16 protein-coding genes are annotated in these 18,261 nt (G+C 72.5%); 10 read left to right on the top strand and 6 right to left on the bottom strand.

The window, feature by feature from the left end:
* Positions 1–80: 80 nt before the first annotated feature.
* Positions 81–749, bottom strand: coding sequence for an ATP-binding protein (locus CLV37_RS25765; protein ID WP_106215615.1), 669 nt, complete (start codon positions 747–749; stop codon positions 81–83).
* Positions 750–870: 121 nt separating this feature from the next.
* Here CLV37_RS25765 and CLV37_RS25760 point away from each other — a divergent pair, with 121 nt between their 5' ends.
* From CLV37_RS25760 to CLV37_RS25745, 4 genes are all read left to right on the top strand, one after another.
* Positions 871–1,677, top strand: a complete 807-nt coding sequence (locus CLV37_RS25760) for a thymidylate synthase (RefSeq protein ID WP_106215614.1) — start codon at positions 871–873, stop codon at positions 1,675–1,677.
* Positions 1,677–2,159 carry a dihydrofolate reductase gene (locus tag CLV37_RS25755; RefSeq protein WP_106215613.1) on the top strand — a complete coding sequence of 161 codons (483 nt, stop codon included), beginning with the start codon at positions 1,677–1,679 and terminating at the stop codon, positions 2,157–2,159. Before CLV37_RS25760 ends, CLV37_RS25755 begins: the two co-directional genes overlap by 1 nt.
* Positions 2,160–2,230: 71 nt before the next feature.
* Positions 2,231–2,533: a hypothetical protein gene (locus tag CLV37_RS25750; protein WP_106215612.1), complete on the top strand. Its 303-nt coding sequence runs from the start codon at positions 2,231–2,233 to the stop codon at positions 2,531–2,533.
* Positions 2,534–2,603: 70 nt separating this feature from the next.
* Positions 2,604–3,314 (top strand): DsbA family oxidoreductase, encoded by a 711-nt coding sequence (locus CLV37_RS25745; RefSeq protein ID WP_211298961.1) that lies wholly within the window; start codon positions 2,604–2,606, stop codon positions 3,312–3,314.
* Positions 3,315–3,397: 83 nt separating this feature from the next.
* On the opposite strand, the gene CLV37_RS25740 is transcribed toward CLV37_RS25745, so the two are convergent.
* Both CLV37_RS25740 and CLV37_RS28930 read right to left on the bottom strand, forming a co-directional pair.
* The gene (locus tag CLV37_RS25740; protein ID WP_106215610.1) at positions 3,398–3,976 is read right to left on the bottom strand and encodes a TerD family protein; all 579 of its coding nucleotides are present in this window, start codon (positions 3,974–3,976) and stop codon (positions 3,398–3,400) included.
* Positions 3,977–3,985: 9 nt separating this feature from the next.
* A complete protein-coding gene (locus CLV37_RS28930) occupies positions 3,986–4,594 on the bottom strand; it encodes a TetR-like C-terminal domain-containing protein (RefSeq protein ID WP_106215609.1) in 609 nt (202 codons plus the stop codon).
* 88 nt (positions 4,595–4,682) lie between these two features.
* Between CLV37_RS28930 and CLV37_RS25730 the strand changes: the two genes are divergently transcribed.
* From CLV37_RS25730 to CLV37_RS25710, 5 genes are all read left to right on the top strand, one after another.
* Entirely contained in the window at positions 4,683–5,939 is a 1,257-nt protein-coding gene (locus tag CLV37_RS25730; protein WP_106215608.1) for an MFS transporter, read from the top strand.
* A 62-nt stretch (positions 5,940–6,001) separates the two neighbouring features.
* Positions 6,002–6,250 (top strand): BRCT domain-containing protein, encoded by a 249-nt coding sequence (locus CLV37_RS25725; protein ID WP_106215607.1) that lies wholly within the window; start codon positions 6,002–6,004, stop codon positions 6,248–6,250.
* Positions 6,251–6,360: 110 nt separating this feature from the next.
* Positions 6,361–7,833: an amino acid permease gene (locus CLV37_RS25720; RefSeq protein ID WP_106215606.1), complete on the top strand. Its 1,473-nt coding sequence runs from the start codon at positions 6,361–6,363 to the stop codon at positions 7,831–7,833.
* 129 nt (positions 7,834–7,962) lie between these two features.
* Entirely contained in the window at positions 7,963–9,255 is a 1,293-nt protein-coding gene (locus tag CLV37_RS25715) for a multidrug effflux MFS transporter (protein ID WP_106215616.1), read from the top strand.
* A gap of 41 nt (positions 9,256–9,296) precedes the next feature.
* Complete coding sequence (locus CLV37_RS25710) at positions 9,297–11,276, top strand: M13 family metallopeptidase (RefSeq protein WP_106215605.1); 1,980 nt, start codon at positions 9,297–9,299, stop codon at positions 11,274–11,276.
* Between the two features lie 47 nt (positions 11,277–11,323).
* Here CLV37_RS25710 and CLV37_RS25705 read toward each other — a convergent pair whose 3' ends face one another.
* Positions 11,324–12,085 carry a GntR family transcriptional regulator gene (locus CLV37_RS25705; RefSeq protein ID WP_106215604.1) on the bottom strand — a complete coding sequence of 254 codons (762 nt, stop codon included), beginning with the start codon at positions 12,083–12,085 and terminating at the stop codon, positions 11,324–11,326.
* Positions 12,086–12,287: 202 nt separating this feature from the next.
* Between CLV37_RS25705 and CLV37_RS25700 the strand changes: the two genes are divergently transcribed.
* The gene (locus CLV37_RS25700) at positions 12,288–13,235 is read left to right on the top strand and encodes a DMT family transporter (RefSeq protein WP_106215603.1); all 948 of its coding nucleotides are present in this window, start codon (positions 12,288–12,290) and stop codon (positions 13,233–13,235) included.
* Here the strand turns inward: CLV37_RS25700 and CLV37_RS25695 are convergent.
* Both CLV37_RS25695 and CLV37_RS25690 read right to left on the bottom strand, forming a co-directional pair.
* Positions 13,232–14,821: a GGDEF domain-containing protein gene (locus tag CLV37_RS25695; RefSeq protein ID WP_106215602.1), complete on the bottom strand. Its 1,590-nt coding sequence runs from the start codon at positions 14,819–14,821 to the stop codon at positions 13,232–13,234. The genes CLV37_RS25700 and CLV37_RS25695 overlap by 4 nt on opposite strands.
* Positions 14,822–14,924: 103 nt before the next feature.
* Entirely contained in the window at positions 14,925–17,567 is a 2,643-nt protein-coding gene (locus CLV37_RS25690) for an MGH1-like glycoside hydrolase domain-containing protein (RefSeq protein WP_106215601.1), read from the bottom strand.
* Positions 17,568–18,261 lie beyond the last annotated feature (694 nt).

Genomic DNA, 18,261 nt, shown 5'->3' with positions numbered 1-18,261 from the left:
GAGGTGAACTCCGACATCACGATGCAGGCCTTGACGGCCTGACCACACGGAGCATCACGCAGCGAACGTCGTACACCACCTCAGTGGACTTGACCGGCTTCCGCGAGCTCGCGCGGAAGGCTCGGCAGACCGGCGAGGGCGACGGTGAGGTGCCAGCCCTGCTGACCGGCCGCATGGACGATCGAGCACAAGGCGGTGAGCTCCTCGGTGGAGAGGTCCTGCGCCTCGTCGATGAGCACGGCGAGGCCCGAACCGTCCTCGGCTGCGGCGTCCGCCACGTCCTTCAGCAGCTTGCCGAGGTCGGTCTCGAGGACCCCGGTGTCGGCGCCGCCGCCCGAGGACTCTGACAGGTCCAGCCCGAACGACCAGGTGCCGGACGAGTCGTAGGACGCCTTGAAGCTCGTCGCCGTCTTCAGGGCTTTCAGCAGTCGCCGACCGGCCGAGGGCCGCACGAGGTCCGACAGCGGACCGTGCAGCGCCTCCCCCAGCAGTTCCCGCAGCGACTTGCCCACGCCCGCCTCGACGGCGGCGACCAGCCACTCCCGACCGCGGCCCACCTTGGCGAACTCGTTGAGCAGCACGGTCTTGCCGACCCCACGCAGCCCGTACAGGACCACCGGCTGCGCACCCCGGTCCCGTTCGATGCGCTCCAGCGCTACCTGCCACGCCCTGCGTTGGGCGTCCCGGCCGACCAGGGCCACCGGCGGCCGGCCGGCACCGGGGGAGTAGGGGTTGCTGACCGCGTCCACGTGTACCAGTGTCTACAGCAGTATGAGAGATGTACATACCGATGTAGATGTCATCAGACCCGGGGCGACCAGCCCGAGGTGCGTTGACGTCGCACGGTCCGAGCTCGCCTAGGCTCCTCCCATGCCCGAGCCGCGGATCGACACCCAGTACGAGGACCTGCTCCGCCACGTCCTCGCGACGGGCACCCCCAAGTCCGACCGCACCGGCACGGGCACCCGCAGCGTCTTCGGCCACCAGATGCGCTACGACCTGTCGCGGGGCTTCCCGCTGATCACCACCAAGCGCGTCCACTTCAAGTCGATCGCCCTGGAGCTGCTGTGGTTCCTGCGCGGTGACGGCAACGTCCGCTGGCTGCAGGAGCGCGGCGTGACGATCTGGGACGAGTGGGCCGACGAGAACGGCGACCTCGGCCCTGTCTACGGCGTCCAGTGGCGGTCCTGGCCGACGCCCGACGGGCGGCACGTCGACCAGATCAGCGAGGTCCTCGACACCCTGCGCACGAACCCGGACTCGCGCCGGATGGTCGTCTCGGCCTGGAACGTCGCCGACCTCGACAAGATGGCCCTGGCCCCCTGCCACGCGTTCTTCCAGTTCCACGTGGCCGACGGCCGGCTGTCGTGCCAGCTGTACCAGCGCTCGGCGGACCTGTTCCTCGGCGTACCCTTCAACATCGCCAGCTACGCCCTGCTGACGATGCTCGTCGCCGCCGAGGTCGGCCTCGAACCCGGCGACTTCGTCTGGACCGGCGGGGACGTCCACGTCTACGACAACCACGTCGAGCAGGTCCGTGAGCAGCTCACCCGCGAGCCGTACCCGTTCCCGCACCTGAGGATCGCCCCGAAGCCGCTGTTCGACGTCCGGTACGAGGACCTCGAGGTCGTCGGCTACGAGCACCACCCCGCGATCAAGGCGCCCGTGGCCGTCTGATGATCGGTCTGGTCTGGGCCCAGTCCACCAACGGCGTCATCGGCGCCGACGGCCGCATCCCGTGGCGCGTGCCGGAGGACCTGGCCCACTTCTCCCGGCTCACCGCCGGCGCGACCGTCGTCATGGGCCGCGCCACCTGGGAGTCCCTGCCGCCGCGGTTCCGGCCGCTGCCGGGCCGGCGCAACGTCGTCCTGTCCCGCGACGCGGCGTACGACGCCCCCGGCGCGGAGGTCCGCACCGACCTGCACGACGCGCTGAGCCTGCCCGGCGACGTCTGGGTCGTGGGCGGTCACGCCGTCTACGAGGCGGCGCTGCCCCGCGCCGACGTCCTCGTCGTCACCGAGGTGGACCTCGTGGTGGACGGGGACACGCCCGCGCCCCGCGTGGGCCCGGGGTGGCGGCGCGAGCACGAGGGGGAGTGGGCCACCTCCACCGGGGGGCCGCGGTTCCGCGTCGTCACCTGGACGCGGACGAACCCCTAGCGGGCCAGCGGTTTCCGTGTCACCGTGAGCCATCGAGCCCCTCGTCGGGGCTCCCGGCCGGAGGAGGCACCGTGACCCTCTTCGTCTCGTTCGCTGTGATCGTCCTGGTCGCGGCCCTGGTGGGCCGCCTGTGCGCGAAGTCGAAGCCGGGTGACCACCACGGCTCGCTCGAGTGGCCCGCCGCGTCCGGCGACGACGCCGGGGGGACCTACCTCGACGTCTCGCACCACCACCACTCCGGCTGGGGCCACGCGCACAGCCACAGCCACAGCCACAGCCACAGCCACGACTCCGGCGGCTGGGGCGGCTGGGGCGGGGACTCCGGCGGCGGCTTCGGCGGCGGGGACTCCGGCGGGGGTGGGGGCGGGAACTGACCGCCCCCTGCACCCGTCCGGGTGGTCCCGGAACAGGGCCGGGTGCGCCGCGGTTGCCCTGGTCGTGAAGGTGGAGATCTGGTCCGACGTCGTCTGCCCGTGGTGCTACATCGGCAAGCGCCGCTTCGAGAGCGCGTTGCGGGAGTTCGAGCACGCCGACGACGTCGAGGTCGAGTGGAAGTCGTTCCAGCTCGACCCGACCACGGTGTCGGTGACGCAGCGGGCCGCGGGCCCCAGCGACGCGCACGCCCGGGCGCTCGCGGCGAAGTTCGGCCGCTCCGTCGAGGAGGTGCGGCAGATGATCGCCCACGTCGACGAGACCGCCGCAGCCGAGGGGCTGGAGTTCCACCAGGACGTCTCCGTGCCGGCGAACACCGTCAAGGCGCACCAGCTGCTCCACCTCGCGGGTGAGCGCGGCGTCCAGGACGCCGTGAAGGAGCGCCTCCTGCGGGCCCACTTCACCGAGGGCGAGCCCCTCGGCGACGACGAGACCCTCGTCCGGCTGGTGGCCGAGGCCGGGCTCGACGCCGAGGAGGCCCGCGCCGTGCTGGCCGAGGACCGCTACCTCGCGCAGGTGCGCGCGGACGTCGCCGAGGCCGCGGCCCTGGGGGCGCGCGGGGTGCCGTTCTTCGTCGTCGACCGCAGGTACGGGATCTCCGGCGCCCAGCCGGCCGAGCAGTTCCTGCAGGTGCTGCAGCGCGCGTGGACGGAGTCCCGCCCGCTCACCCTCGTCGGGCAGGCCACCGACGACGCGTGCGGCCCGGACGGCTGCGCGATCTGACGCCCGGAGGAACGGCACGTTGACTCCGCGGTCGCGTTCAAAGCGACCGGGGAGTCAACGTGCCGTTTCGCGCGCTACCCGCCTCAGGCGACGTCCACCCCGAAGTCCTGCGCGATCCCCCGCAGCCCGCTGGCGTACCCCTGCCCGACGGCGCGGAACTTCCACTCGCCGCTGTAGCGGTACAGCTCCCCGAACACCATGGCGGTCTCGGTGGAGGCGTCCTCGGACAGGTCGTAGCGCACGACCTCGCTGCCGTCGGCGCGGTTGACCATGCGGATGAACGCGTTGACGACCTGCCCGAAGCTCTGCCGGCGGGCTTCGGCGTCGTGGATCGACACCGCGAAGACGATCTTGTCGACCTCGGCGGGGACGGTCAGCAGGTCGACCTCGATGCTCTCGTCGTCCCCCTCGCCCTCACCGGTCCGGTTGTCGCCGGTGTGCCGGACGGAGCCGTCCGGGCTGGTGAGCTGGTTGTAGAAGATGAAGTGCCCGTCCGAGAGGACCTTGCCGTTCGCGCCGAGCATGAGGGCGCTGGCGTCGAGGTCGAAGTCGAGCCCGGTGGTGGTGCGCACGTCCCAGCCGAGGCCGACGAGGGCCTCGGTGAGGTTCGGGGCCACCTTGGCCAGCGAGACGTTTCCACCCTTGGCGAGAGTCACACCCATGGCCAGAACCTATCCGAGCGCGCTGGGAGCGGCCTGGGCGGTGGCCGGGGCCACGAGACGTTCGACGAGCAGTTCCACGAGGACCTCGACCGACGGCGCGGGCAGGCCGAACAGGGCGCGCAGGTAGACGGGGGCGACGAGGTGGTCCAGGACGCGCGTGGACGTCGGCACCTCCTCGCCCCGGGCCTGCGCCGCCGCGAGGATCGCCTCGACCTGGGTGCTGCGCCCGACGAGGCAGGCCGAGCACGCGGACTCGAACCCCTCGGGGGCGCCGGGGTCGACGGGTTCGGCGGCGACGGCGGCGCGCAGCAGCGCGAGCTCGGCGGGGTGCGCGGCCTCGGCGACCAGGGCCGTCCCCCAGGCGAGCAGGTCGCCGGTGAGGGAGCCGGTGTCGGGCACGTCGCCGCTGGTGCCGAACCGGGCGAGGGCGGTGTCGGCGAGCAGTCGCCCGACGTCGCCCCAGCGCCGGTACAGGCTGGTGGGGTTGACCCCGGCGCGGGCGGCGACGGCGGGGATGGTGACGGCCTCGCCGGCGGTGAGGAGGTCGAGCACGGCGTGGTGGACCGCGGCCGTGACCTTGGCGCTGCGTCCTCCCGGGCGCGTCATCGTCGGCGTCATGGAAGAACCTTAACGCAATCCGCGTTGCGTTAGCGAGTCGGGCGGGGTAGTTTCCCGACGACACCTCCCCGAGTTCCTGGAGCCCCCCGTGTCCCTCAGGACGTTCCCCCGAACCAGCCCCCGGACGGGTCTCACCCTCGTCGCGCTGACCCTCGGCCTGCTCGTGGCCGCGAGCGCCGCCCCGTCGCCGATCTTCCCCGTCTACGAGGAGCTCTGGGGTGCCGGGCCGGCCGCCGTGACAGTCGTCTTCGCCGTCTACGCCGCCGTCCTGCTCGTCGCGCTGCTGACCGTCGGGTCGCTGTCCGACCACCTCGGCCGCCGTCCCGTCGTGCTGAGCGCCCTCGTCGGCGTCGTCGCCTCGATGCTGCTGTTCTCCCAGGCCCACGACGTCACCACGCTCGTGGTCGGCCGTGCGCTGCAGGGGTTCTCGACCGGGACCGCGATCGGTGCCCTGGGGGCCTGGCTCCTGGACCTGGCCGGTCCGGCCCGGGCCCCGCTCGCCCAGCTGCTCAACGGGGCCGTCCCGCCCGCGGGGCTGATGGCCGGTGGTCTGGGCGCCGGGGTCCTCGTGCAGTTCGGTCCCGCCCCCACCGAGCTGACCTACCTCGTCCTGGCGGGGCTGCTGCTCGTCGCGGCCGTCCTGGTGCTGCTCACCCCCGACGTCGCCGACCGCGTGCCCGGCGCCGCCCGCTCCCTCAAGCCCGTCGTGCGCCTGCCCGCCGCGTCGCGGCGCGCGTTCACGACGTACCTGCCGGGCTTCCTCGGCAGCTGGGGTCTGGGCGGTCTGTGCATGGGGCTGGGCCCGTCGGTCGTCGCCGGGGTCCTGGGCCTGACCAACCACGTCGTCGGCGGGCTCGTCGTGGCCTCCGTCGCCGGGGTCGGGGCGCTCACGGGCCTGCTCACCCGCCGCCTGGCCCCCGCCCGGGTCATGGCCCTGGGCATGGCCGGGCTCGTCGTCGGCCCGCTGGTGCTGACGGTGGGCCTCGCCCTCGGCTCGGTCGCGGGGTTCTTCGCCGGTGCGCTGCTGTCCGGGGTCGGCTTCGGCGCCGGGTTCCAGGGCGCGCTGCGCGGGGTGCTGGCCACGGCCCCCGCCCACGAACGGGCCGGGGTCCTGTCCGCCGTCTACGTCGTCAGCTACCTGGCCTTCGGCCTGCCCGCCGTCGTCGCCGGCTCCCTGGCCCCGCACCTGGGGCTGGTCCACGTCGTCGACGGCTACACGGGCCTCGTCGTCCTGGCCGGGCTCGCCGGGCTCCTGCTCGTGACCCGCGAGCGGCGGGCGACGGCCCCCGTCCCCGCCCAGGCGCGCCGCACCCCGTGCCCGGAGACCGAGGCGCAGCAGGCCTGAGCGGACCGGAGCGCGGTGGCGACGCGGTCAAGGGGCCGGCCCCCGGTGCCGATCACGGGAGCATGACGCTGCGTGCCGGTCAGCTCGTCGCCTTCAGCGGCCACTTCCTCGCCCCGCGGCCCGACCTCGTCGCCCGCGCCGAGCGGGCCGGCCTGCGCGTCGAGCCCACCGTCACCGAGCGCACCGACGTGCTGGTCGCCAACGACGCCGGGTCCGGCTCGGCGGCCGTGCGGGCCGCCCTCGCGCTGGGTGTCCCGATCGTCGACGAGTACGCCTTCGAGGACGCGCTGCGCCCCGCGCCCGTCGGGTAGGGCGCTTCGAGGTGTGACACGACGGAAACACGCTGAGAATGCGCAGTTGATCCGGAAGTGGTTGCCTTCCCCGGTCCGGCCTTCACGGTCACCGCGGAAGGAGAGGCTGCATGTCAGTCGAGCAACGAGGCACCGCCCAACGGGACTTCTCGCACGAGGACGGCGGGCTGCACAAGGGCCTGAAGAACCGTCAGCTCCAGATGATCGCCATCGGCGGCGCCATCGGCACCGGCCTGTTCCTCGGCGCCGGCGGGCGCCTGGTCACCGCGGGCCCCGGCCTGTTCATCGTCTACGGGATCTGCGGCTTCTTCGTCTTCCTCATGCTGCGGGCCTTGGGTGAGCTCGTCCTGCACCGGCCCTCCTCGGGGTCCTTCGTCTCCTACGCCCGCGAGTTCTACGGCGAGAAGGCCGCCTTCGTCGCCGGGTGGATGTACTGGTTCAACTGGGCCATGACGGCCATCGTCGACATCACGGCGATCGCGACGTACATGCACTACTGGCAGACCTTCTCCTCGGCGCCGCAGTGGCTGCTGGCGCTCATCGCCCTCGTCGTCGTCCTGGGCCTCAACCTCGTCTCGGTGAAGATCTTCGGCGAGATGGAGTTCTGGTTCGCCCTCATCAAGGTCGTCGCGCTCACGGCGTTCCTGATCGTGGGCATCGTCTTCCTCGCCGGCCGCTTCCCCATCGAGGGCCAGACCACGGGGCTGTCCGTCATCAGCGACAACGGCGGCTGGTTCCCGACCGGGGACGTCCCCCTGGTGGTCGTCGTCTCCGGCGTGATCTTCGCCTACGCCGCGGTGGAGCTCGTCGGCACGGCGGCGGGGGAGACCGAGAACCCCGAGAAGATCATGCCGCGGGCGATCAACACCGTGATCATCCGCATCGTGATCTTCTACTGCGGCTCCCTGGTCCTGCTCGCGCTACTGCTGCCGTACACGTCCTACAGCGCCAAGGAGAGCCCCTTCGTCACCTTCTTCTCCAAGATCGGTGTCCCCGGGGCCGGCGACGTCATGAACTTCGTCGTGCTCACCTCGGCCCTGTCGAGCCTGAACGCGGGCCTGTACTCCACCGGCCGCATCGTCCGCTCGATGGCCATGAACGGCTCGGCGCCGAAGTTCGCGGCCAAGCTCAACAAGGGCGGGGTGCCCTTCGGCGGGATCGCCATCACCGGGGTCGTCGCCGTCCTCGGCGTCGTCCTGAACTACGTGGCTCCCGGCCGCGCCTTCGAGATCGTCCTGAACGCCTCGGCCCTGGGCATCATCGCCAGCTGGGGCACGATCGTGCTGTGCCAGCTGCGGCTGCACAAGTGGTCGAAGGCGGGCATCGTCGAGCGCCCGCACTACCGGCTGTTCGGCGCCCCGTACACGGGCTACCTCGTGCTCGTGTTCCTGGCGGCCGTCCTGGTGATCATGGCGTACGACCCCGACAGCCGGCCCACGGTCATCGCCCTCGTCGTGATCGTCCCGCTGCTGATCGCGGGGTGGTTCGCCGTGCGCAAGCGTGTCCTGGCCGCCGCCGAGGAGCGCGCGGGCTACACCGGGGAGTTCCCCGTCAAGGCCGACCGGCCCCGTCGGCGGGACTGAGTCCGGAATCCGGCAGGACGCCGGCGTTCCCTCCGACCTAAGGTGGAGGGGACGTCGGCGTCCTGCTGCGTCCTGCTCGCCCGGCGCTGTGCGTGCACCTCCCACGAGGCCCCCGAGGACACCCTGCGCATGACCGCGCCCCCCACCCAGCCCGCCGCCCGCACCACGAGGTCCACCACCCCCCGCACCCCCACCACGGCCGGCCTGGTCGTCCTGCTGGGCGCGATGGCCGCGCTCGGCGCCGTGACGATCGACCTCTACCTGCCGTCCCTGCCGCAGGTGGCGGTCGACCTGGACACCACCGCCGCCCGCACCCAGCTGACGATCACCGGGGTCCTCGTGGGCGCCGGCCTCGGGCAGCTCGTCGTCGGCCCGCTCTCGGACGCCTTCGGCCGGCGCAAGCCCGCCGCCGTGGGCTTCGTCGTCTACGTGCTCGCCGCCCTGCTGTGCGCGATCGCCCCGAACCTGCCCGCGCTCGTCGCCTTCCGCGTCCTGTCCGGGGTCGGCGCCTCGGCCGGGGCCGTCATCGGCATGGCCGTCATCCGCGACCTGTTCACCGGCCCGGCCGCGGCCCGGCTGCAGTCCCGCCTCGTCCTCGTCATCGGGGTCGCGCCCCTGTTCGCGCCCACCGTCGGCGGCGCCATCGCCGCGCACACCGGCTGGCGGGTCGTCCTGGCGCTGCTGGCCGTCGCCGGGGCCGGGGTGCTCCTGGCCGTGTGGCGCCGGCTGCCCGAGACCCGCCCCGAGCTCACCGACACCCCTGCGCAGGCCCGCGCCGAGGACGAGCGCGCCCCCGTGACCCCGCCGCGGCCGGGCCGGGTGCTGCGCACCTTCACCGGCTACGGCGCCCTGCTGCGCGACGGCCGGTTCCTGGCCTTCGCGGCCATGCCGGGCCTGGCGCTGGCGACGATCATGTCCTACGTCTCGACGTCGGTGTTCGTCCTGCAGGACGGCTTCGGCCTCAGCGGGACCGGGTTCGCGGTCTACTTCGCCGTCAACGGCACCGCCCTGGTCGGCGGCACCCAGCTCAACGCGGCCCTCGTGGAGCGCTTCGGCTCGGCCCGCCTGCTGCGGGTCGGCATCGTGGCCGCCCTGGTCTTCGGCCTGGCCCTGGCCGCCGCGCTGCTGGTCCGCACCGACCAGCTGCTCCTGTTCGCCGCCCCGCTGTACCTGCTGCTGCTCAGCCTGGGCCTGATCATGCCCAACGCGGTGACCCTGGCCCTGGAGCCGTACGGCGACAGCGCCGGCGCGGCCGCGGCGCTGGTGACCGCGCTGCAGTCCGGCGTCGGCGGTCTGGTCGGGGTCCTCGTCGGCGTCCTCGGCGGCGACGAGCACGCGATGGGGATCGTCGTGGGCAGCGCGGTCGTCCTCAACGTGCTGCTCCTGCTCTCGGTCTCGCGCCGGGTCCGCCCGCACCGCTGACCCGCCCGCCGAGGGGGCCGTCGTCGGCCTAGGGTGAGGCCATGAGTTCGATCACGGACGCCCAGCCCGCGGGCAGCGACGTCGACCCGTCGGTCCGCCCCCAGGACGACCTCTTCCGGCACGTCAACGGCCGCTGGCTCGCGACGACCGAGATCCCGGACGACCGCGCCGTCGACGGCGCCTTCATCCGCCTGCGCGACCAGTCCGAGGCCGAGTGCCGCACCATCGTCGAGTCCGCCGCCGCGGCCGCCGCGACGGGCGAGGCGGCCCCCGGCACCGTCCGGCAGAAGATCGGCGACCTGTTCGCCAGCTTCATGGACGTCGAGCGCGTCGAGGCCCTCGGCGCGACCCCGCTGGACCCCGAGCTGGCCGCCGTCGACGCGGTCACCGACCACGCCGGCCTGGTCCGCCTGCTGGGCGCCTTCGAACGCTCCGGCGTCGGCGGCCCCTTCGCCTACTGGGTCGACACCGACAACGCCAAGTCCGACGAGTACGTCGTCTACCTCACCCAGGCCGGCCTGGGCCTGCCCGACGAGTCGTACTACCGCGAGGAGCAGTACGCCGAGATCCGCGCCGCCTACCGGCAGCACGTCGAGCGCGTCCTGACCCTGGGCCGCCGCCCCGACCCCGCCGGTTCCGCCCAGCGCGTCCTCGACCTCGAGACGGCCCTCGCGGCGCACCACTGGGACCGCGTGAGGAACCGCGACGCCAACGCGACCTACAACAAGCTGGACCGCGCCGGTCTGCAGGACCTCCTGCCCGGCATCGACCTCGCGGCCTGGATCGCGGCGGCCGAGCTGCCGGAGTCGGCGTTCGCCCAGGTCGTCGTCCGCCAGCCCAGCTACCTGCAGGGCCTGGCCGAGGTCTTCGCCGCGACGCCGGTCGAGACGTGGCGCGAGTGGCTCGGCTGGCGCGTCCTGCACCAGGGCGCCGCGTTCCTGTCCTCCGACTTCGTCGAGGCGAACTTCGCGTTCTACGGCACGAAGCTCACGGGCGCCCCGCAGCTGCGCGAGCGCTGGAAGCGCGGCGTCGGGCTCGTCGAGGGCAACCTCGGCGAGGCGCTGGGCGAGCTCTACGTCGCCGAGCACTTCCCGCCCGCCGCCAAGGCGCGCATGACCGAGCTCGTCGCCAACCTCGTCGAGGCCTACCGCCAGGACATCGAGGCCCTCGACTGGATGACGCGCGAGACGAAGGACCGCGCGCTGGAGAAGCTGGGGCGGTTCACGCCGAAGATCGGCCACCCCGACTCCTGGCGCGACTACTCGGCGCTGACGATCGACCGCGAGGACCTGCTCGGCAACGTGCGCCGCGCGTTCGCCTTCGAGGTCGAGCGCGAGCTCGCCAAGCTCGGCGGTCCCGTCGACCGCAGCGAGTGGTTCATGACCCCGCAGACGGTCAACGCCTACTACAACCCGGGCATGAACGAGATCGTCTTCCCCGCCGCGATCCTGCGCCCGCCGTTCTTCTCCCTCGACGCCGACGACGCCGAGAACTACGGCGGCATCGGCGCGGTCATCGGCCACGAGATCGGCCACGGGTTCGACGACCAGGGCAGCAAGTACGACGGCCTGGGCAACCTCAACGACTGGTGGACCGACGCCGACCGCACCGAGTTCGGCAAGCGCACCCAGGCGCTGGTGGACCAGTACGACGCCCTCGAACCGCCCGAGACGCCGGGCAAGCACGTCAACGGCGCGCTCACCGTCGGGGAGAACATCGGCGACCTCGGTGGCCTGACCATCGCGCACAAGGCCTACGAGATCGCCCTGGGCGGTGGGCAGGCCCCCGTCGTGGACGGCCTGACCGGCAGCCAGCGCCTGTTCTTCGGCTGGGCCAAGGTCTGGTGCGGCAAGGTCCGTCCCGCCGAGGTCGAGCGCCGCCTGGCGGTCGACCCGCACTCCCCGCCGGAGTTCCGCTGCAACGCGGTCGTGCGCAACCTCGTGGAGTTCCACGACGCCTTCGGCACGGCCCCCGGCGACGGGCTGTGGCTGGACCCGGAGGAGCGCGTCCGCATCTGGTGACGTGAGCGCCTGGACCACCCCTGAGCCGCCGGGACCCTCCCGGCGGCTCAGTCGGTGATGGAGGCGCGGAAGGTGTACCGGTCCCCGCGGTAGGCCTGCACGGTGTACTCGATGGCGCGGCCGTCCTCGTCGAAGGTGACCTGGGTGGCCTGCAGGATCGGGACGGGGCCGTCGATGTCGAGCAGCTCGCGCTCGACGTCGGTGGGGTTGCGCGCCTCCACGGAGTACTCGGCGACGCGCGGCAGCTTCGGCGGGTCGGCCGAGCGCAGGACCGCGTACAGCGACGCCGTGCTGAAGTCGACGGTGGGCAGGGCCGGGGCGACCGCCAGGGGCAGCAGGTTGTGCTCGACGGCGACGGCGAGGTCGTTGAGGCGGCGGACCCGCCGCATCTCGAACAGGGTCGTGCCGGGTGCGGTGCGCAGCACGTCGGCCTCGGCGGTGGTGGCGGGGCGGGTGCCGCTGACCAGCACCCGGGACGTGGCGCGCAGCCCGCGGTCGGCCGCAAGGTCGGCGAACCCGCGGACCCGTTGTCCCGCAGCGGTCCCGGGGGTGCCGAAGGCCCCCTCGGCGACGACCCAGCCCCGTGCCGGCAGGGAGGTCAGCACGCCCCGGCGGTCCAGTTCGCGCAGCGCCGCGCGGACAGTGACCCGGGAGACGCCGTAGTGCTCGGTGAGGTGGCGCTCGGACGGCAGCCGCGTCCCGCCACCGGCTCCCTGCCCGGCCAGCTCGGCCTGCAGCCGGTCGGCGATGCGCTGGTAGAGGGGGCCGCCGTCGGTCGGGAGGGCGGCGGTCGGACGGGCACCCGGCATGACGTTACGGTACCGCCTTTGGTCTGATACCAGTATCAGACCAAAAAAGGACTATTGACAGACCAGTGCATGACCTCCAGGATCCACTCAGGTCGGTGACCCGTTCTCCGCGCACGTCGGCGTCGTCGTGCCCACGGCCCGTCCACCGGCCCGTCCCGGTCACCGCCCCACGCAGACCACCGCCCCGCTGGAGGGACCTCCCGTGACGTCACCGAGCACCACCGCCCCCGCAGCCCGCTCCACGGGCTGGCTGCCCTACGCCGGCCTGCTCGTCCTCTTCTGGGGCGTGTGGGGCGCGTTCTCCGCGCTGCCGACCTCGCGCTACGGCTACCCCGACGAGATGGTCTACGTCGTCTGGGCCTTCACGATGATCATCCCCGCGGTCGTCTCGCTGCGCGGCAGGCGGTTCGACCGCCGCGGGATCGCCGCCTTCTACGGCCTGGTCATCGGGCTGTCCGGCGCCGGCGGCCAGCTGCTGCTCTTCAAGGCGCTCGCGATCGGCCCCGCCTACGTCATCTTCCCGGTCATCGCGCTGTCCCCGGCGGTCACCGTAGTCATGGCCGTCGTCGCCCTGCGCGAACGCGTCACGCGCCTCGCGGCGATCGGTGTCGTCCTCGCGCTGGCCGCGATCGTCCTGTTCTCCGTCTCCGGCGGCTCCGCGTCGGTCGACGTCGGGTCCTGGATGGTCCTGGCCCTGCTCGTCTGCCTGGCCTGGGGCGTGCAGGCGTACTACATGCGCAAGGCCGCCGTCGCCGGGGTCGACGACGCCACGACCTTCGGCTGGATGACCGTCTCCGGGCTCCTGCTCGTCCCCGTCGCGCTGCTCGTGACCGGTGGCCTGCCCGGCGGGTTCGGGTGGCGGGCCCCGGCGCTGACCGCCGTGACCCAGGTCCTCAACGCGGTCGGTGCGCTGTTCCTCGTCATGGCCATGAGCCGCGGCAAGGCGTCCATCGTGGCCCCCGTGACCAACGCGCTCGCCCCGGTCCTGACCATCGTCCTGTCGCTGGCCGTCTACCGGACCCTGCCGAGCGTCTTCCAGACCGCGGGCATCGTCCTCGCCCTCGCCGGGTCGACGCTCATGGTCCGCGCCGACGAGAAGCGCGGCGAGGCCGCCACCGCCCCCGCCCCGTCCCGGTCCGTCTCCCCCTAGTCCGCGAGCGCCACCTGGTCGCGGCCGCCGCCCTTGGCCTCGTACAGGGCGCGGTCGGCCGCGAGCAGCAGCTCGTCGGGCGTCGTCCCGTGGTCGGGGGCGGTGGCCACGCCGGCGCTGATCGTGATCCGCAGCGCCTCGACCTCGACGCGCACCCGCGCGCACGCCGCCCGCAGCTCCTCCGCGCGCACCCGGGCCGCGGCCGCCCCCAGGTGCGGCAGCAGGACGACGAACTCCTCCCCGCCGTACCGCACGACGTCCTCCGGCCGGGCGTGGGCGCGCAGCGCGTGCGCCACCTCCACGAGGACGTCGTCGCCGACGGCGTGCCCGTGGGCGTCGTTGATCGCCTTGAAGTGGTCGACGTCCAGCAGCACCAGCGACAGCGGCTGCCCCGAGGCACCGGAGGCGGTGAGCCGGTTGGCGAGGTCCTCCACGAACCGCCGCCGGTTGCGCAGGCCCGTCAGCGGGTCCCGCGCCGCCTCCTCGGCCAGCTCCGCCCGCAACCCCTCGATCGTCGCGACCTGGGCGCGCAGCCGCTCGTTCGCCTCCTCCAGCGCCCGCCCGGCCCGCAGCTGCTCGGTGACGTCGCGCACGACCGCCACCCGGCCGATGGGACGGCCCCGGTCGTCGCGCAGCCACCGCGTGCGGACGTCGACGTCCCGACCACTGCCCAGCCGGACGACGGCCGCCCCCTCCCCGGCCCCGACGGCCCGCACCAGCGCGGGGTCCAGGGTCCCGGCGGCGGGCCGGCCCACGACCTCCCCGCCCTCCCCGCCCGGGTGGCCGGCGGACCGCAGGAGCGCGTACCCGGCCGGGTTGACGTCGACGAGGCGCTCGCGGGCGTCGAGCACGAACACCGCGTCGGCGACCGTCTCGACGACGAGCGAGCGGGCCACGGGAACCAGGCGCAGGAGGTCCTGCTGGAGCACCGCGTAGGCGAAGAGCACCCCGGTCACGGTGAAGGCCAGCGGGGTGACGTCGACGTCGACGACGTCGCCGAGGAACACGACGGCCAGGTTGACGCCGAACGGCACCGCGATCGCGACGAGCATCGTGGTGGCCTGCCGCCGCAGCAGGCCCGTGGTGTTGCGCCGCAGCTGCCAGATCGAGAACGCCGCCGTGGCGATGACCATGTAGCTGTAGGCGGTGTGCACCCAGAAGAGCGGACCGGCGGTGACGCTGCGCCGCACCGGGTCCCCGACGTACGCGACCGTCGTGTGGAACCAGTGCAGCCGCGGGTCCAGCAGCACGGCGACCAGCAGCAGGACCGGCTCGACGGCGAAGGCCAGGGCCCGCCGCCACCGGAACGTCCGCCCGCCGACGGCGTCGACGAACAACCGCAGCGACAGGACCGTCGCCCCGACCCCGAGGAACTGCGGGACCACCAGGCGGTCCAGCCAGGGCCGGGGGACCCCCGCGTTGAGCAGGACGACGGCGAGCCCCCACACCGAGACGGAGAACAGGGCCGCGGTGAGCGGCAGCGCCGCCGGGGTGGCCCGCCGCCTCCGCAGGGTCAGCAGACCCGTCGTCGTGGTGATCGCGACGGCGAACGCGATCAGCAGCGCGAGCGGTGCCAACGACGTCATCGACGCCCACGTCCCCCTGGTGTCGGACCGGCCGGGGCGACCGGTACCTCCCAGAGTGGCACCGACCGCCCGGCCGCGTGGGCGCGACGGGCGACGCGGGCGCTCACCGCCCCGGGGGCGTCAGCGGCAGCCGCGGGTGCAGCAGGTGCGCGACGAGGGCGGTCCACCCGGTCTGGTGGGTCGCGCCGAGGCCTTCGCCGGTGTCGCCGTCGAAGTACTCGTTGAAGGTGATGTGCTCGCGCCACAGCGGGTCGTCGCTGGCCTCGATGCGTTCCCCGTCGGCCGGCCGGCGGCCGTCCACCGGGCGGAAGAGGTTGACGAGGCTGTCGTCGATGAGGTCGGCGCCCTGGACGAGGTTGATGCGCCGCCCCGACCCCCTGGGAACCTCGATGGTGAGGTCGTCGCCGAAGAACCGCCCGAGGGTGCGCAGCTTGTCGGCGAGCAGGACGTTGACGGGGAACCAGATGGGGCCGCGCCAGTTGGAGTTCCCGCCGAACATCCCAGTGTGCGACTCACCCGGTTCGTACACGAGCGAGAAGCTCTGCCCCTGCACCGACGTCCAGACCTCCTCCTTGACCGCCGCCGACAACGAGCGCAGCCCGAAGGGGGACAGGAACTGGTCGTGGTCGAACGCCCGCTCGAGCAGCCGCACCAGCCGGGGCTTGTCGACCAGCGAGAGGAGCATCTGGCGTCCCTCGGGTGTCGAACGGGTCAGCAGCGGCAGGGTCAGGTCGGGGCGGCGCTTCTGCAGCCAGCGCAGCCGGGCGGTCAGGTCGGGGGTCTCCTCGGCGATCCAGGACGGGACGTCGGTGGCGCCGAGGATGGGCAGCAGCCCGACCATCGAGGGCACGCGCATGGGTTCGGCGGTCCCGTCGGGGTGCAGCAGGACGTCGTAGAAGAAGCCGTCCTCCTCGTCCCACAGCGATTCGTCGTGCGTGCCGAAGGAGGTCATGGCCTGGGCGATGGACAGGAAGTGCTCGAAGAACTTGGTGGCCGCGTCCTCCCAGGCGGGGTCGTGCCGGGACAGCTCCAGGGCGATCTTGAACATCTGCTGGCAGTAGAACGCCATCCAGCTCGTGGCGTCGGACTGCTCCAGCCGGTAGCCGGGGGGCAGCTCCTCGCTGCGGTCGAACAGCCCGATGTTGTCCATCCCGAGGAACCCGCCCTCGAAGAGGTTGGAGCCCGTGGCGTCCTTGCGGTTGACCCACCAGGAGAAGTTGAGCAGCAGCTTGGTGAAGACGCGGACGAGGAACCCCTGGTCGCGGTAGCCGTCGAGGCGGTAGACGTGCCAGGCCGCCCAGGCGTGCACGGGCGGGTTGACGTCGCCGAAGGCCCACTCGTACGCCGGCAGCTGCCCGTTGGGGTGCATGGCCCACTCGCGGCACATCAGGACGAGCTGCTCCTTGGCGAACTCGGGGTCGACGTGGGCCAGCGGGATGGCGTGGAAGGCGAGGTCCCAGGCGGCGAACCAGGGGTACTCCCACTCGTCGGGCATGGAGATGACGTCGGCCAGGGACAGGTGGGTCCAGCTGACGTTGCGCCCACCGCGGCGCTTGCGCTCCTCGGGGGCCGGTTCGGTCTCGGGGTCGCCGGACAGCCACTGGCGGACGTCGTAGCGGTAGAGCTGCTTGGTCCACAGCAGCCCGGCGTAGGCGCGGCGGGCGATGTGCCGGTCGGAGTCGGACAGGGCGGGGTGGACGACCTGGTCGTAGAACTCGTCGGCCTCGGCCCGCCGGTCGCGCAGGACGGCGTCGTAGCCGGGCCCGAAGGTGCCCCGGCCGGGGGCGTTGGGCGACAGGCGCAGGCGGACCTGGACGGTCTCGCCGGGGGCGACGGAGTCGAAGGAGTACCAGAACGCGGCCTTGGTTCCTTCGTGGCGGGGGTTCACGGCGGTGGTGTCGCCGTGGACGATGCGCCGGTCGACCCCGTCCTTGGTGTACTTCGTCGGGTTGGCGGCGGCGCCGAACAGCTCGACGAGGTTGGTCTCGTTCTCGCAGAACAGCACGTCGGGGGAGCCCTCGGCGCTGACGTGGTACCGCCCGATGTGCCCGTGCTCGCACTCGACGTCCTCGAGCCCGCCGACGGCCAGGGTCGGTGGCAGGACCTGCGTCATGGTGCCGCGGCGCCGGTCCCACCCCCAGGACCAGGTGTTGCGGAACCAGACCTGCGGGACGAGGTCGAGGGGCGCGGGGTCCGGGCCGTGGTTGGTGGCCGACACGACCATGCACAGGTCGTCGGGGCCCGCCTTGGCGTAGGTGACCTCGACGTCGAAGAAGCGGTTGTCGTCCAGGACGCCGGTGTCGCCGAGCTCGTACTCGCGCTCGTCGCGTCCCCGGCGCGCGTTCTCCTCGCGCAGCTGCGCGTAGGGGAACTCTGCCTGCGGGTAGCGGTAGAGCCAGCGCATCCACGAGTGGCTGGGGGTGCCGTCGACGGCCCACCAGTACTCCTTGGCGTCCTCACCGTGGTTGCCCTCGCCGTTGGTGAGCCCGAAGAGGCGCTCCTTGAGGAAGGGGTCCTTGCGGTTCCACAGGGCGACGCCGAGGTTGAGGAAGCCGAAGCGGTCGCAGACGGCGCCGAGACCGTCCTCCCCCCACCGGTAGGCGCGTGCGCGGGCCTGGTCGAAGGGGAAGGCCGTCCAGGCGTCGCCGCTGGCTGTGTAGTCCTCCCGGACCGTGCCCCACTGCCGGCCGGCGACGTAGGGGCCCCACAGGCGCCAGGGACCGTCGGCGCCGGGCGACTCGGCCATCCGTGCGTGCTCGGCGCTGCGGTGCCCGCCGTGCTGTGCTGCTGCTCGTCCGGTGTGCTCAGTACCGCTGTCTGGCGTCGGCTCGTGGGACTCAGTGGCCTCGGTCACCTCATCAGTCTCCCAACAGTCGCCCAGGAGTCGAGCTGGGCGGGGGCACAGGACGTGGATCCGTTGCAGCGCAGAGGATCTTCGTGCCCAACGGGAGGCGATTTGCCTTCCCGTCGCCTCCCCGTCTAATGTTCTTCATGTCGCCGGGAGCAACGGGGCGGACACCGAAAGCCACAAGCTGGAGGGTCTGGGTCGTAGCGAACGGGTGGCGCTGGATGCCTGATCGTGGGGCTGGGTTGAAGTGTGGCCTGGTTCTCGGTTAAGGTGGGAAAGTTGCCCCTCTTCGGGTGGCCCTCTTTGGTGGGGGTCGACTTCGGGTGGGTGCGTCCGGTTCTTGAGAACTCAACAGTGCGCTAGACAAATGTTGATGCCATAGCATTAACCCCCAATGACTCACCGGGCCTTGAGTGTCTGGTGGTCGGGGATTCCTTTGGGATTGACCTTCACCTCTTTCACGCCAGTGGGGGGTGGAGTTTCGAGTCCAAGGGTCGACTATGAAGTGAATTGATCTAGGTTGCTCGGCTGCTTCGGTGGTCGGTGATCGAGGTTTTTCGACGGAGAGTTTGATCCTGGCTCAGGACGAACG

The sequence above is a fragment of the Kineococcus rhizosphaerae genome (assembly GCF_003002055.1).
Classification (GTDB): Bacteria; Actinomycetota; Actinomycetes; order Actinomycetales; family Kineococcaceae; genus Kineococcus; species Kineococcus rhizosphaerae.
The sequence above is the reverse complement of the archived record's forward strand: the minus strand, read 5'-3'. Positions and strand labels throughout refer to the sequence as shown.